The sequence below is a fragment of the Parasutterella secunda genome (assembly GCF_024733725.1).
Lineage (GTDB): Bacteria > Pseudomonadota > Gammaproteobacteria > Burkholderiales > Burkholderiaceae_F > Aphodousia > Aphodousia faecalis.
In genome coordinates, this window is sequence record NZ_JANRHP010000002.1 from 25602 (window position 1) to 40608 (window position 15007).

Here is a 15007-nt window from a genome sequence, read left to right on the forward strand (position 1 = left end):
AGAGGCCCAACAAAAGAAAAAAAACTCCACGTCAGTTGCCCGACGTGGAGAAAGAAGCAAGAACACACTAGCTCTTACTTCGAGGACGGTTGGGCAACAATTGTTGCCAGTCGGTTTTCAAGCGCGGCTGCAATCGCACAACGATTAACAAGCTCACGGGCGAAAACCAGGAAATTTAGATAAAGCTCACTGCCACGAACGGATAAGCCGGCATTGGGTATTTTGCGCAAAAGCTCAGCCTGCATATGGTCAATCAACTCAATGGCTTCATGAGAGTGGGTAAGAATGGCGTGGATATCCAACTTTTTGTCGGAACCTGTTGCAATTTTGTCGAGATAACCTACGAGGCTTAAAAGGTCATTTTTCAAGTCACCTTGGAAAATACGATGGCGATTGGCTACGTGATCAGTGGCCTGTTTGCTCAAAGATTGCAGCGAACGACCGATTTCTCGAATATTGGTGAAAATTCGGTAGTAGCAATAGCGGGCGTCAAAGTCATCCTTGGTAGGCTTAAAGCTTGAGTTAGCCATGCGGTAATACAGTCCCCGATCAGCACTCATTTCATCGAACAAATCAGAACTACTGGTTTTGACACGACGCAGAGCGCTTTCGTTGTCATTGAGAAATTCATGGACCAATTGATTGAAAACGGTAAGCGTTTTTTCAAAACTGGCGTCAGCCTTTTGATCAACCAATTCTTGAACCTTTTTCGCGTCATAACGCGTGTCAAGATCGGCCCGCATATTGACGGTGTCAAGTTTTGTACGAAGGTTGGATCGGATTAAGAGAACGGTTGATCCCACGGCCAAAATTAGTGCCGCAATCGGTCCGCCCCAGAGCGTAAAACCGCAAACGATGGCAGCCATGGTTGAGGCGCTCAAAGCAGTCAGGAACCAACCGCTGATCACCGTCAGCACGCCGGAAATACGGTAAACCGCTGTTTCACGATCCCAGGCGCCATCTGCAAAGGATGAACCCATGGCAACCATGAAGGTGACATACGTGGTCGATAGCGGCAACTGAAGGCTCGTGGCCGAGGCGATCAATGCCGCGCTGACGACAAGATTAATCGAGGCGCGAACGTAGTCAAAAGGCAGAGGTGTTTCACCGCGTTGAAGTTTCTTGGGCTCAAAGCGGCGATCAATACCTTTTTGTACGGAAATCGGAATGATCTGGTGAATGACTTGCCCCAGTCCCATACTGGCACGAACAATCATGCGGCCGGGCAAGGAACTTCCGAATTGTTCCTGTTCACCGGAATTGCTGGAAGAAAGGTTAATGGATGTTTGAATGACGATTTGAGCTTTCTTTGAGAACCAAAGCGTGAGCACCATGACAAGGCCTGAGAAAAGCAGAAAGCCGGTGGCAGCCACAGTCGGTTTTAAAAGGCCTTCCATGGTAAAGGCTTCGGCGGCAGCGCCTGAAGCTACCCATTCCTGATAGGAGTCCCAAGCCGCAAGGGGAACACCGACAAAGTTCACGAGGTCATTGCCGGCAAAGGCGAAAGCCAAAGAGAATGTGCCGGCCAAAATCACAATTTTGAAGATATTGACGTTGAAGACAATGATGAGAAGGTGAAAAACAACTGAAAGAACCACAAATAAGGTTCCAACAATTGGCCAAGTATTTTCATTCATGAACAGGATCCATTCGGGCTGCATGAAGCTTGCCCCCTTGGCTCCTTTCATCACGAGAAAATAGAAAATGGCCGTCAAAGCGATGCCGGCGAAAACGCCGCCCACGCGGCGGTACATCTTTTCAAAATTGAAAGTAAATATCAGGCGGGTAATGTATTGAACAACTGCGCCCGTTACGAAGGCGACGGCAACGGAAATCAAAATACCGGAAACAATTGTCAGAGACTTGGAGCTATTGATGTAATCGATAACATTCGCAAGCGACGCTCCATCCATTAAGAGTGTATAAGCCGCGGCAGCCAGAGCACTTCCCAATAATTCAAAAACAATGGATACCGTGGTTGATGTCGGCAGGCCAAGTGAATTAAAAAGGTCCAACAAAATGATGTCCGTGACCATTACCGCAAAGAAGATCACCATGATTTCGGAAAAGGTGAACATCTGCGGATTAAAAACACCAGAGCGGGCAATTTCCATCATGCCCGACGAAAATGTTGCGCCCAACATGACACCGATGCTCGCCACGAGCATGATGGTTTTAAAAGAAGCGATTCGGCAGCCCAACGCCGAATTTAAAAAATTGACGGCGTCATTGCTGACCCCGACAAAAATATCGAAAACAGCTATCAGAGCGAGAAAGGCAAGTAGAGCGAGAAAGTAGTATTCCATGATAAAAACGTCGTTATCTGAACAAAATAAGAGTGAACACACAAGTGCAGTTGGCGGCAGTATGCGCTTACAAAATGACAGAACTGTTTGAAAAAGATGTCAGAAGGATTACAAATCTGTGAAAAAAGAAGGATTGCTTGAGAGTATTTGATGGTTGAGATAACCGATTTTCTTATTGCATAACACGGTTGTTTTAAATGGGATGAAGTGCTTAAAACAAAATAGTTAGGGAACTCAAAAATAGTCAGTGGCGATGTGGCGTTTTACTTTTTTCGGTTACTAAAATCGACGGTTGGTTTGATACTTTTCCGAAAGGATTGACAAATGACCAGATACGTATTTGTCACAGGCGGCGTTGTGTCTTCTTTAGGCAAAGGTGTGGCCGCCGCATCTCTAGCTGCCATTTTGGAATCGCGCGGTTATCGCGTCACCATGATCAAAATGGATCCTTACTTAAATGTAGATCCGGGCACCATGAGTCCCTTTCAGCACGGAGAGGTGTTTGTAACCGAGGACGGAGCGGAAACCGATTTGGATTTGGGGCATTATGAGCGCTTTATTTCAGCCAAAATGCACAAGGCCAATAATTTCACGAGCGGTCAGATCTATGAGAGCGTTTTGCGCAAAGAACGCCGCGGGGAATATTTGGGTAAGACCGTGCAAGTTATCCCGCATGTAACTAACGAAATCCAGGAATTTGTGAAGCGAGGAGCGGGCAGTGCCGATATTGCTGTTGTCGAAATCGGCGGAACGGTAGGGGATATTGAATCACTTCCCTTTGTTGAAGCGGTTCGCCAGTTGAGTTTACAGGTAGGGCGTGAAAACAGCTGCTTTGTTCATTTAACGCTTTGCCCCTGGATTGCGGCCGCAGGTGAGCTAAAGACCAAACCGACCCAGCACTCAGTGCAAAAGCTTCGGGAAGAGGGCGTTTATCCTGATGTCCTTTTGTGTCGCGCGGATCGCCCTATTCCCGAGAATGAAAGAGCCAAAATTGCCCTCTTTGCCAATTTGCCGGTTGATCACGTTATCAGCGTTTGGGATGCTAAAACAATTTATGAAGTGCCGCTGATGTTGCATGAGCAGCATCTCGATGAGATTATTTGCAAACGGCTCGGATTAGATCAATCCAAATCAGCAGACCTTTCTGCTTGGGTGAAAATTTGCGAAGAATTACAAAATCCTCAACACGAAGTCAATATCGCGCTGGTAGGAAAATATGTTGACTATGCCGATAGCTACAAGAGTTTGAACGAAGCGCTTTTGCATGCAGGAATCCATACTCACACACGGGTGAATCGCATTTTTGTGGATGCAACGGAAATTGAAGAAAAAGGCACAGATAAGCTCAAAGGCATGGACGCTATTTTGGTGCCGGGCGGATTTGGAAAGCGTGGCACTGAAGGTATGATTCGAGCTATTGAATATGCGCGTGTGAATAAGATTCCCTATCTGGGTATTTGTCTTGGAATGCAATTGGCCGTGATTGAATTTGCCAGGCATGTTTGCGGATTGGATCAAGCCAATTCAACAGAACTTAATCCTGATACACCACACCCGGTTGTTTCTTTAATTACAGAATGGACTGATCGGGATGGAGCTACGCAAAAACGCGATGAGCAAAGCAATTTAGGTGGAACGATGCGTTTAGGCAAGCAGGAAGTGCCGGTAAAAAAGGGAACGCTCGCCTACGAAATCTATGGCGGTACGGTAGCAGAGCGTCATCGCCATCGCTATGAGGTCAACAATACCTATGTTCCCCAATTTGAAGCTTCAGGAATGGTCATTTCTGCCTGCACGCAGGAGGAACATTTGCCAGAAATGATGGAGTTGCCTAATCATCCGTTCTTTTTTGGCGTGCAATTTCATCCGGAATTTACCTCAACTCCGCGTTTTGGGCATCCGCTTTTTAAAGCGTTTGTTAGGGCCGCTCTTAATTACCGTGAGACTGCCAAATAAAAATGTCCGTTTACGAAGTCTACAAACTGTTTTGTAGGCTTCGTTTAAGGGCTGTGTCAGTGCTCTTTTCAGCGCAAAAAGATTTTGGCTGGCGGACCTCTAACAGGTTTGTTTTTCTTCAATTTTTTAGGTAAAATCCCAACCCTTGTTATTTCAATAGGTGTTTCTCTGTCGCCTTTTTGAATTAACGGGAAACGAATTTTTGGACTCTGTCGCTGGTGCTTGCGGCCTTAAGCGACAATCCGTTTGCGCGCGACTTGAATGAAAATGTCGTGCGTTTTCATTGATAGGTGAATGAATAATGAAGACCTTCTCGGCTAAGCCGCTCGAAGTGACTCGCGAATGGTACGTGGTTGACGCTACCGATAAGATCGTCGGTCACCTCGCTGCTGAAATTGCTGCCCGTTTGCGTGGCAAGCACAAGCCTGAATACACGCCGCACGTTGATACGGGCGATTTCATCGTTGTGATCAACGCTTCCAAGATGAAGATGAGTGGCGACAAGGCTAAGAACAAGCGTTACTATCGCCACACGGGTTATCCTGGCGGCATCATCGAAACGACTTTCGAAAAGATGCAACAACGCCACCCGGGTCGCGCCCTTGAAATCGCTGTTAAGGGCATGCTCCCGAAGGGACCCTTGGGCTACGCCATGATTAAGAAGTTGAAGATCTATGCTGGTGAAGAACATCCGCATACGGCTCAACAACCTAAGAACCTCGACATCTAATAAGGATTCGGCATGATCGGCAATTACAATTACGGCACCGGCCGTCGCAAGAGCTCCGTGGCCCGCGTCTTTATTAAGCGTGGTTCCGGCAAGATCGTGATCAACGGTCGTCCTTTGAATGAATACTTCCACCGTGAAACCGGCCGTATGGTCGTGATGCAACCGTTGGAACTCACCGAAAACGTTGAAACGTTTGACGTGATGGTCAACGTGCGTGGCGGTGGTGAAACGGGTCAAGCCGGCGCTGTGCGTCACGGCATTACCCGCGCTTTGATTGACTACGACGAAGGCTTGAAGGCCCAGTTGTCCGCCGCGGGCTTCGTGACCCGTGACGCTCGCGAAGTCGAACGTAAGAAGGTCGGTCTTCGCAAGGCCCGTCGCCGTAAGCAATTCTCCAAGCGCTAATCGTTTTACGATTGCAAATTGCTTCAATCCTGCCTCAAGCGGGATTGGCAACAGAAAGGCTCTCCAAAGTTGGAGAGCCTTTTTTGTAGGCGTACAATAGCGAGATTGTTTTTTTATTTGTCTAAAAATGTCTTTAACGGCACTGACACTGGTGTTGACAGCGGCACTGGTGCACGCAACTTGGAATTATTTTCTTAAAAAAGCCAACGCCACCCGACCCTTTTGGTGGTTGGTTTATATCATCACGGCGGTCATTACCGTCCCGACGCTTTTTATCTACGATCCGCAAGCGCTCACCAATATCACTCCGACCGGTTGGCTGGTCATCGCACTGTCTGCGCCTATTCACGTTATCTATGGGCAAGTTTTGCAGATAGGCTACAAAAAGTCAGACTACTCCATTGTTTACCCGACAGCACGCGGAACCGGCCCGTTGATTACTGTTTTATGTGCAGTGTTGATTTTGGGTGACAGACCCTCTTTTTGGGGGTGGATTGGCATTGCTTTGATTTTGGCCTCCATTGTGCTTCTAGCGATGCCGCACAAGCAAGATAAGCAAACGCAGGATCTTCGTATTCGCGCGGGGATATTTTGGGGGTTCTTGACGGGCTGTTTTATTGCCGGGTATTCATTTTGTGATGCTTGGGCCGTGCAGCAAGAAACGGGGCTTACGCCTTTGAGTTTTTATTTCCCATCGATTGCGGTGCGGGCGATCGTCTTTGCCCCCTTTATTATGATGCATGCCAATTGGAAGGCAGAATCAAAAGAGATTCTCACCACACCGCGTTTGCAAAAGGCTTTAGCAGTGGTCACCGTGGGCTCTCCCTTAGCCTATATTCTGGTACTTTATGCCATGACCATTGCTCCGCTTGCTTATGTGGCCCCGAGCCGAGAAGTCGGCATGATGATTGGGGTAGTCCTGGGCGGTTTACTTTTGCGAGAGCGCTTGTCAGTGACACGTCTGGCCGGGGTGATCGGGATGACTTTAGGTGTGATACTGGTTGGACTGGAAGGATAACGTTTCGCAACAAAAATGACGTGTTAAAAAACGTATAATCAACAGGTTTTCTGATGGACAAAATCACTATGCAAGACAACACACAAACAAATTTGGCTCCGGATCCCATCCACTTTACCGATGCGGCGGTAGCAAAGGTTAAAAGCCTGATTGAAGAAGAAGGCAATGACAATCTGAAACTGCGTGTATTCGTGCAAGGCGGCGGTTGCGCAGGTTTCCAGTATGGCTTTCAATTCGATGAAAAAGAAAACGAAGATGACGCCAAAATGGTTAAGGATGGAGTGACGCTCTTAATTGACTCCTTGAGTTATCAATACCTTGTCGGTGCAGAAATTGATTTCAAGGAAGATTTGACGGGAGCGCAGTTTGTTATCCGCAATCCTAATGCCGTGACAACCTGCGGCTGCGGTTCATCTTTTTCTGTTTAGTAAGCCGGGTAGAGCGCGCCTAAGATGCGCTCGCCTCGAGCTCGCGTAACAGCCGGGAGATTCCCGGCTTTTTTATTGGCGAAACGATAGGCAAGCCAGGCAAAAGCCATGGATTCAACATGCATGGGGTCAACGCCTAAAACAGAGGTGCTGAAGACGCCATAAGGTCCTTTTTGCAACTCCTGCATCAGCAAAGGATTAAGCGCTCCGCCTCCGCAGACAAAAAGTTCTTTCGTATCAGGCTGCGTTTGCGCGATAGCAGAGAGAATACCTTGAGCGGCCAGGGCAATCAGGGTGCGCTGAACATCTTCAGGATTAAGCGACGGGAGCAAAGGAAAGCGCTCCAGAAGCCAGTTTTCGTTGAAATATTCTCGACCAGTGCTCTTGGGAGGTTTGCGTTTGAAGTAAGGATCTGTCAGACACGCTTCAAGTAACGCGCCAACAATCTTGCCCTTCGAAGCCCAACGTCCGTTTTCATCGAAAAGCAGTCCGCAGTGCTTTTGTACCCACACATCCATCAATGTGTTGCCTGGGCCACAGTCAAAACCTAAGACAGTCTTTCCTTTTAATAAGGTCACATTGGCAATGCCGCCGATGTTGACAATGGCTCGAGGTGAGTCGCCGGAGAATATACAGGCGTGAAAGGCGGGGACAAGCGGCGCACCTTCGCCCCCTGCGGCCATATCCCGACTTCTGAAGTCAGCGATGACATCAATGTTGGTGAGTTCTGCTAGTAAGGCCGGATTATTCAGCTGCACAGTAAACCCTAATTGCGGGCAATGGCGAATGGTTTGTCCGTGAACCCCTATGGCGGCGATATCCTGAGGAGTGAGATTAAGTTTGGCTAACAAGCGCTTGACCACTTGTGCGTAAAAGTGAGCCAATTGAATGGCCGTTTGGCCGCACCGATTAATTTCATCGGGCCCGGATGTTAAAAGCGATAAAAGAGCTTTTCGCAGTGAGAGGTTGTAAGACAAGTGTTCGTGCCCGAGAAATTGAACTCGGTCAGCCTTGAATTGGCAAGCCACCGCGTCGGCGCCGTCAAGGCTCGTTCCAGACATCAAACCAATGAAAATGTCCGATCGCCTGCTCATCTTATGACCTGGGTTGTTCCGGGGTGCTTTCTTCTTTAGCAACCGCTTCCCTCGGTGTCAGCGGTTTAACGGATTGAATACGGTTAAGCATAGCCAGTCGAGCCGTCAGAGGACGGGCGGAGGCTAGAAGTTTATGTTTTTCTTCGTTCGTCAGATGTTCTTTATCCGGAATACTTGTTTTCAACGGATTGACCTGACGGTTATTAACACGCAATTCATAGTGAAGGTGAGGACCGGTCGCCAAGCCTGTGGCTCCGACATAGCCGATAACCTGCCCGCGTTTAACGGGGACACCGACCTTCATGCCTTCGGCAATTCGGGACATATGGCCATACAACGTTGTGCGTGAATCATCATGTTTAATCATGAGATAGTTGCCAAAACCGCGTTTATCAAAAGAACGTCTGGAAATAACGCCGTCGGCAGCGGCAAAAATTTTGTTGCCTCGGGGAGCGCCAAAGTCAGTACCTTGGTGTGGACGAAGCACCCCCGTCACAGGGTGGCGTCTCATCGGCATAAAACTGGAAGTCACGCGAGCGCCTTCAACAGGAACGCGGATAAAGGTTGTACGGTTGGAGGTACCATCCAGGCTATAGAAACCTCCGTTTCGTGTGCCGTCATCGGCCCAGAAACTTTCGTATGTTTTGCCGTGATGGGTCACGGAGACAGCCAAAATCTTTCCGTTTCTGACAAAGTCTCCTTCGAGGAACTGGCGCTCATAAATAACGCGGAAATCGTCGCCTTTTGAAATGTCTAGGCCGTTGTTGATCGCGCGTTCAAACGCCAAGGGCATTTTTTCTGCAATCTCACCGGGGACTCCGACAGCTTTGGCCGACTCAATCAGTGACTCCTCAACAAGTCCGGCACTCATTGCTTGTTGTGTTTCATAGACGAAGGGAGCTGAGTTGATGACAAAACGCTCGCCTCTGCGTGAGATCGTGACGACAGAATTTTTTTGATTAGCTGAGCGGCTTTCCAAGAAAATCTTTAGGGTTTGGGCTTTCTTGTCGGCAGTCACTTTTGCCTGTACATAAACGCCTTCTCGAGGTGTCGAGAGCGGTTGAGCTAATGTTTGACCACGAATGAAGCGCTGCAGCGCCGCGTCTTCAATATTTAATCTTGAGAAAATAGCTCCGAGCGTATCGTTGACTCGGATCATTGTTGTATGTGTCGTTACGGCACTATGCGTGGTCACAACGGTGATTTGGTCCGCAATGGATGGAATGGGAAGCGGAGCGACAATTTCCGTTTGCAGGCTTCTTGCCATTTGTTCATCATCGGACGGATAGGCCGAATAGGTAGCGATGGCAACAGAAGCGGGCAAAATGCCGAAGGTGATACCAAAAACCAAACGTCTGTATGGGCTTTTAGCAACCCGATCCCATGAACGAGCGCAGCCGCGGGCGACAAGGCACAAGCCTTGGCCAACGGTACGTAAATTCTTAGCAAGGATACTGGGCGCAGACATTAGAGGATTGATTGGTTACAATAAGCCGATACGCAATCGGAAAACGGCACTAATTTTACCCGAATTACTCTACGAGACCGATTGAATATTCTGTTTTTTATGTAATTTTTTTTGTAAAAAATCTATGAGCGAAACTGAACAAAAATATCCTGTGACCGAACAGGTCAAGGAAGCCATGGCAACCATTAAGCGCGGCGTTGACACGCTTTTGATTGAATCGGATCTTGAGCAAAAGTTGGCTCGCTCGCAGGCAACGGGAACGCCTTTGCGCTGCAAGCTCGGTTTGGACCCCACAGCTCCGGATATTCATATCGGTCACACGGTTGTGTTGAATAAATTGCGTCAATTGCAAGATTTGGGCCACACCGTCATTTTCTTGATCGGTGATTTCACGGCCGCTATCGGTGACCCTTCTGGTCGCAACGTGACCCGTCCGCCTCTTTCTCGCGAACAAATTGAAGTCAACGCTAAGACTTACTTGGATCAGGCAAGCCTTATTTTGGATCGCGAAAAAACGGAAATCCGTTACAACTCCGAATGGAGCGACAAGATGACGGCTACCGATATGATCAAACTGGCCTCTCGCTATACGTTGGCCCGTTTGCTTGAGCGCGATGATTTTGCCAAGCGCTATGCTGAACAAGCCCCGATTGCCATGCATGAACTATTGTATCCGCTCATGCAAGGTTACGATAGCGTGGCTTTGAAGGCTGATATGGAATTGGGCGGCTCGGATCAACGCTTCAATCTTCTTGTCGGCCGTGAATTACAACGCCAATACGATCAAGAGCCCCAGTGCATTTTGACCATGCCCCTGCTTGTCGGTTTGGACGGTGTTAACAAAATGAGTAAGTCCAAACACAACTACATCGGTATCACCGATACGCCGAATGATATGTTTGGCAAGGTGATGAGTATTTCTGACGACTTGATGTGGAATTGGTACGACCTCTTGAGCCTAAAGAGCAACAGCGAAATCGCAACGCTCAAGAATGAGTGTGCCAATGGTAGAAATCCTCGTGAAGCCAAGGTTCTTTTGGCTAAAGAAATTGTTGAACGTTTCCACACGAGCGCGGATGCTGATGTCGCGGAAGTGGAATTTAATAACCGATTCCGCGCAGGCGAAATGCCCTCGGAAATCCCGGAAGTTAATGTGGCCGCTGTGGATGGCGAAATCGGCATCGGTAAACTCATTAAGGAAGCCGGCATGGTGCCCAGCGTCGGCGAAGCAAACCGTAACGTTGACCAAGGGGGTGTTCGCGTCAATGGAGACCGCGTAACCGATCGCGGATTAAAACTTAAGGCCGGCACGTATACCATTCAAGTGGGTAAGCGTAAGTGGGCTAAAGTGACGGTTCACTAAGACCATTTGATGAAAAACAAAAGCCGCGACGAACGAAGTTTTGCCGCGGCTTTTTGATAAAGGATAGGATAATGATCGGATTACTGCAAAGGGTTAAAAACGCGTCCGTGACGGTCAATGACCAAGTCATTGGTGCCGTGGGAAAAGGTCTTTTGGTTTTAGTGTGTGCAGAAAAAGGCGACAGCGAAGAGCAATGTGAAAAGCTTGTCAAAAAAGTGTTGGCCTATCGGATTTTTGAAGATGAAAACGGCAAGATGAATAAGAGTGTGTCCGATATCGGTGGAGAAATATTAATCGTTTCCCAATTCACCCTTGCTGCGGACACAGCTAAAGGACTTCGCCCGAGCTTTACGCCTGCAGCGGATCCCGAAACGGGAAAGCGTCTTTATGAGCACTTTATTGAAAGAGTTAGAGAAAGTGGTCTTAAAACACAAACAGGGCAGTTTGGCGCAAATATGCAGGTGGCCTTAATCAATGACGGTCCGGTGACGATTTGGCTAAAGTGTTAAAACATTGACAAAAGCGTCTGAAGCAACGAATAATCAAGTTAGTAATCTTGGGAGGATTGCCTATGAAAATAACCAGTCAAGATTTTGAGCACGGACAGTGGATTCCGAGCGAATGTGCCTACGGGCAATTAGTTGACGGCAAATTCGCGTTGGCTGAAAATTTAAACCCTCACCTTTCATGGAGCGGTTTGCCGCAAGGAACACAATCCGTTGTTTTAGCTTGTATTGATCCGGATGTTCCGACGGACCGAAAGGCTTTGAATGAAGAGGGTGAAATTCCTGCTGATCAACCAAGACGCGACTTTGTGCATTGGTTGGTTTGGGACATGGATCCTGCCGTTTGCGAAGTGAAAAAAGGCGAAGCCAGTGTCGGTGATGAAAAAAGCGGTAAGCGTTTTGCCAAACCGATGGGAATTGAAGCGATCAATGACTATAGCTCAGAGGCGGAAATTCATCGCGGCTACGATGGTCCCTGTCCTCCGGGATTCGATGCTCGTATTCACGGTTATGAATTCCGAGTGTATGCGCTTGATGTCAAAACATTGGACTTGCCCGATACGGCTCGTTGGCAGGAAGTTTGCCAACGTATGGCTTCGCATGTTCTGGCCAGCGCAACGATCCAAGGAATTTATAGTTTGAATCCCAGGTTGCAACCGCTTTAAGCGATTCTCACTGGATAGACTAATGGGGGAGCGAGTTGCTCCCCCAAGTTGTTCTTAGGTTTATTGACAAGACGTTTTTCATTTTTTGTACATTAAATGCAATAGGGCACGGATTTATGTACCGCAAAGTTATTGAACCGCTCAAAGGAATAGGAATCCATTTGTCATTTGTGGAGCAAGAGAAGTTGGCAGAACGAGGTTAATGAAAGAATTTGCAGCGCAGTGTTACAAAAGTACGGTATATGTCAATATTGAAAATTTAATTTTGGTCAGTAGTGTCCAAATCGGCCTTTAAAAGTACAGTCAAGATCTGTTCGCCTACAGTAGGGAAATAACGGACAGAAAAATGGCGGTTTTCTTTGTAGATTTTTAGTTACCACACAAAAAAACTAAGAAACCGCCACGGATATTCATTTTAACGAATCTGCCAACCAAAATGCTCCCATCAGCTTCTTCGCTCAAATCCTGAAGTATTTATCCCAAGATTGGATTCTTGAAGAAGATAAACGCCTCAGTCCCAGGTGTAACGCACGTAAATTTACTCTGTGGGATCAAATCGTTTCCTTATTGTTCTGCCATCTGGCTGGTTGTGATTCGCTCAGAGAGATTGAAGATGGACTCATTTCTGCTGTCGGCAAGCTTCAACATCTCTCAGCCAAAGCCATGGGCCGTACAACTTTGGCCTACGCCAATGAACATCGTCCCTATGAAATGACCAAGCGACTGTATTTTCGTTTGCTGCAAACTTACGGCAACCTATTTAGAGGGCATTTAGATCAAGACTTCAAAGGACCGAAAGATTTGGTTGCCTATTGCGGACTTGTCCCAAGAAATCTAACTACCGGACACCACCAAAAGACAGCTGGCATCACCAAACGGGGCGATCGATTAATGCGACGCAATGTTGTGCTTGCCGCCAATTGTCTCTACAGGATGAACAAGCACGGGAATTTACCAAACTGGAAGCTCAAACGTTGGATGGATAAGAAGTTTTTAATCATGCCGTACCAAAAATTTATCATTCAACTGGCGGCAAAACTATTGAGAATCGCCTATCCGGTGATGAAATATGGAACGGGTTTTGATTATGCCCGAGCCGGTGTTGCTCGCAGTGCAATAAAAGTGTAAAGATTAAACAGAGGAGCAATCAAGAACAATACGTTATGAGAAAGCCAGAGGCGCTTCCACACAGCCCGTTGCTGTCCATTGTCTTGCAGACAATCCATTTTATTGGGCATTGGAAGTCCTTTTCTGAAAGTTCATAGTGGGCAAATGAAATCCGTTAGGAATTCTGAAACAGCCCGGATAGATTGCTAGAAACAGACTCTTTCATTAACGTAACCAAGTTCAATGACTGCTTTAACAATGAGAAAATGTAAGTCACTAAGGCCAAGACCTCAAAGCGCCGCTTTTCAGTCTTGCCCCTAGTGGATGATATTTCTTAAAAGAGCGTGTGCAAGCCCTTTCGCGGCATATCCTCGCTCAGTTACCTGAGCTCGGTATTCCACGTTGGCTTGACACGGTTGCATCCACCACGTTCAGAAAACAACTAGTTAGCTACAGCCACTGGCTGTTGTTAAATGGGAAAATTTTTTCCTCTTACCCTTGACAAACGGTCGGGTTCCATAGATGGCCAGCAGTGAATTTTTCTGCTGTTCTTGAGGCTATTGAAGCCTCAAAATGATATTGCATCAATTTACAACATATGCAATTGTTCTGTACAACCTAATTTTTGCAAAAGCTTAACGAATATTGGAAAATGTTCTTTATAAATCATCACTTCTGTCCAAATCGAAAATGTGCATAGGCTAATTTAGGAGGTCTCACCTCAATAAACATGAGGCTTCCCGAAGCGCTGCTTAAAAGTAGGCCCTCCCGAGACTTTTCAATCCAAATCCAGCTCCATTTGTCGCAGATTTTTGGGCGGAGATTGCTTCTGAACTCGGAAATCCGGTCGATTAACCCAGACATTTAATTTTTTGTACGTTAAAAGATTTAATTCCACAAATTTCAATAATCGGGAGAAACTCCAGTGATACCGTGCAATACGCCGTAATATCTCGATTAACAAGGTAGCTACGGCTGCTGTCCATATTTGGTTCATCACCGCATTTTTAGAGGTTCCAATAAAACTTTTGATCTTTAAATTCTGTTTGAGTTTTTTGAAAAACAGCTCAATTTCCCAACGTTTACGATACAAATCAGCTATCTGTTGAGCCGTTAAATCAAAATCATTACTTAAAAATTCAAACCAACGCTCATTATCCGAGTCGTACCATTGCACCAGTCTGAAACGAGTGTCTCCACAAACTTTTTGCGCTTGTTCCTGAGTAAAACGAAACCCATAATCCCCATAGGTTTGCGTTTCTTCAATGACATCATCTTTTAATCGAGTAGTTTTAGCATTTTCTTTGATTCGAGTGACAAACTTGGTGCCTCGACGGGTTAGCCACATAAAAAGGGCATAATCGTTATAACCTCTGTCCATGACAACCGTAATATCCTTGTTTCCGAGGGCTTCAATGACAGCTTTGGCTTCTTTAACATCGGCCCTTTTTCCATGAGTCATGTTCATAACAACCGGCAGTTGGATGTCCTCATCCAGAACCGTGTGTAACTTAAAGCCACCTTTGGCTCGATGGTAATGCGCCCACTTAAACCGAGTTAAGCAGACCGAAATCGTTGTGGAATCCAACGCATAGACCGGACGCAAATAGTCTTGATCGAGATGACCGTTAAAGAGGTTTCTATAAGTTTGCAACAAGCGAAAATACAGTTTCTGAGCGCTCTCATAGCCGCGGTGTTCGTTGGCATAAGCCAGAGTAGTTCGCCCCATGGCTTTGGCTGATAAGTGTTGAAGTTTGCCGACGGCTGAAATCAATCCGTCTTCAATTTCTCTTAGTGAATCACAGCCGGCTAAGTGGCAGAACAGTAAAGAAACGAGCTGATCCCATAATGAAAATTTGCGGGCATTACATTTGGGACTGATCCGTTTATCTTCCTAAAGTATCCAGTCCCGGGGAAGATACTTTAATAGCTGAGCAAAAAAGCTGATCGGTGCATTTTGG

The 15007-nt window shown here is 47.0% G+C and carries 13 protein-coding genes; 9 read left to right on the forward strand and 4 right to left on the reverse strand.

Features of this window, described 5'->3' with window-relative positions:
- Positions 1-74 precede the first annotated feature (74 nt).
- A complete protein-coding gene (locus NW199_RS01995; RefSeq protein ID WP_258333481.1) occupies positions 75-2306 on the reverse strand; it encodes an inorganic phosphate transporter in 2232 nt (743 codons plus the stop codon).
- A 324-nt stretch (positions 2307-2630) separates the two neighbouring features.
- Here NW199_RS01995 and pyrG point away from each other — a divergent pair, with 324 nt between their 5' ends.
- The 5 genes from pyrG to erpA all read left to right on the forward strand — a co-directional run bounded on the left by pyrG (position 2631) and on the right by erpA (position 6843).
- Positions 2631-4262, forward strand: a complete 1632-nt coding sequence (gene pyrG / locus NW199_RS02000; protein WP_022472465.1) for a CTP synthase — start codon at positions 2631-2633, stop codon at positions 4260-4262.
- A gap of 301 nt (positions 4263-4563) precedes the next feature.
- Positions 4564-4992 carry a 50S ribosomal protein L13 gene (gene rplM / locus NW199_RS02005; protein WP_022472466.1) on the forward strand — a complete coding sequence of 143 codons (429 nt, stop codon included), beginning with the start codon at positions 4564-4566 and terminating at the stop codon, positions 4990-4992.
- 12 nt (positions 4993-5004) lie between these two features.
- Positions 5005-5397 carry a 30S ribosomal protein S9 gene (gene rpsI, locus NW199_RS02010; RefSeq protein ID WP_249092572.1) on the forward strand — a complete coding sequence of 131 codons (393 nt, stop codon included), beginning with the start codon at positions 5005-5007 and terminating at the stop codon, positions 5395-5397.
- A 127-nt stretch (positions 5398-5524) separates the two neighbouring features.
- Positions 5525-6415, forward strand: a complete 891-nt coding sequence (locus NW199_RS02015) for an EamA family transporter (protein WP_258333482.1) — start codon at positions 5525-5527, stop codon at positions 6413-6415.
- Between the two features lie 53 nt (positions 6416-6468).
- Positions 6469-6843, forward strand: coding sequence for an iron-sulfur cluster insertion protein ErpA (gene erpA / locus NW199_RS02020; protein WP_258333483.1), 375 nt, complete (start codon positions 6469-6471; stop codon positions 6841-6843).
- Here erpA and NW199_RS02025 read toward each other — a convergent pair.
- Together NW199_RS02025 and NW199_RS02030 are read right to left on the reverse strand one after the other, a co-directional pair.
- Positions 6840-7937 (reverse strand): anhydro-N-acetylmuramic acid kinase, encoded by a 1098-nt coding sequence (locus NW199_RS02025; RefSeq protein WP_258333484.1) that lies wholly within the window; start codon positions 7935-7937, stop codon positions 6840-6842. The two genes, erpA and NW199_RS02025, sit on opposite strands and share 4 nt — an antisense overlap.
- A 1-nt stretch (position 7938) precedes the next feature.
- Complete coding sequence (locus NW199_RS02030) at positions 7939-9405, reverse strand: M23 family metallopeptidase (RefSeq protein WP_258333485.1); 1467 nt, start codon at positions 9403-9405, stop codon at positions 7939-7941.
- A 124-nt stretch (positions 9406-9529) separates the two neighbouring features.
- On the opposite strand from NW199_RS02030, the gene tyrS reads away from it, so the two are divergent.
- The 4 genes from tyrS to NW199_RS02050 all read left to right on the forward strand — a co-directional run bounded on the left by tyrS (position 9530) and on the right by NW199_RS02050 (position 13067).
- Positions 9530-10768 carry a tyrosine--tRNA ligase gene (gene tyrS / locus NW199_RS02035; protein ID WP_258333486.1) on the forward strand — a complete coding sequence of 413 codons (1239 nt, stop codon included), beginning with the start codon at positions 9530-9532 and terminating at the stop codon, positions 10766-10768.
- 71 nt (positions 10769-10839) lie between these two features.
- Entirely contained in the window at positions 10840-11277 is a 438-nt protein-coding gene (dtd, locus tag NW199_RS02040; protein ID WP_258333487.1) for a D-aminoacyl-tRNA deacylase, read from the forward strand.
- Positions 11278-11339: 62 nt separating this feature from the next.
- Positions 11340-11939: a YbhB/YbcL family Raf kinase inhibitor-like protein gene (locus NW199_RS02045; protein WP_258333488.1), complete on the forward strand. Its 600-nt coding sequence runs from the start codon at positions 11340-11342 to the stop codon at positions 11937-11939.
- 444 nt (positions 11940-12383) lie between these two features.
- Positions 12384-13067, forward strand: coding sequence for a DUF4372 domain-containing protein (locus NW199_RS02050; RefSeq protein ID WP_507237024.1), 684 nt, complete (start codon positions 12384-12386; stop codon positions 13065-13067).
- A 757-nt stretch (positions 13068-13824) separates the two neighbouring features.
- Here NW199_RS02050 and NW199_RS02055 read toward each other — a convergent pair.
- The gene (locus tag NW199_RS02055; protein ID WP_258333638.1) at positions 13825-14928 is read right to left on the reverse strand and encodes an IS4 family transposase; all 1104 of its coding nucleotides are present in this window, start codon (positions 14926-14928) and stop codon (positions 13825-13827) included.
- Between the last annotated feature and the right edge of the window lie 79 nt (positions 14929-15007).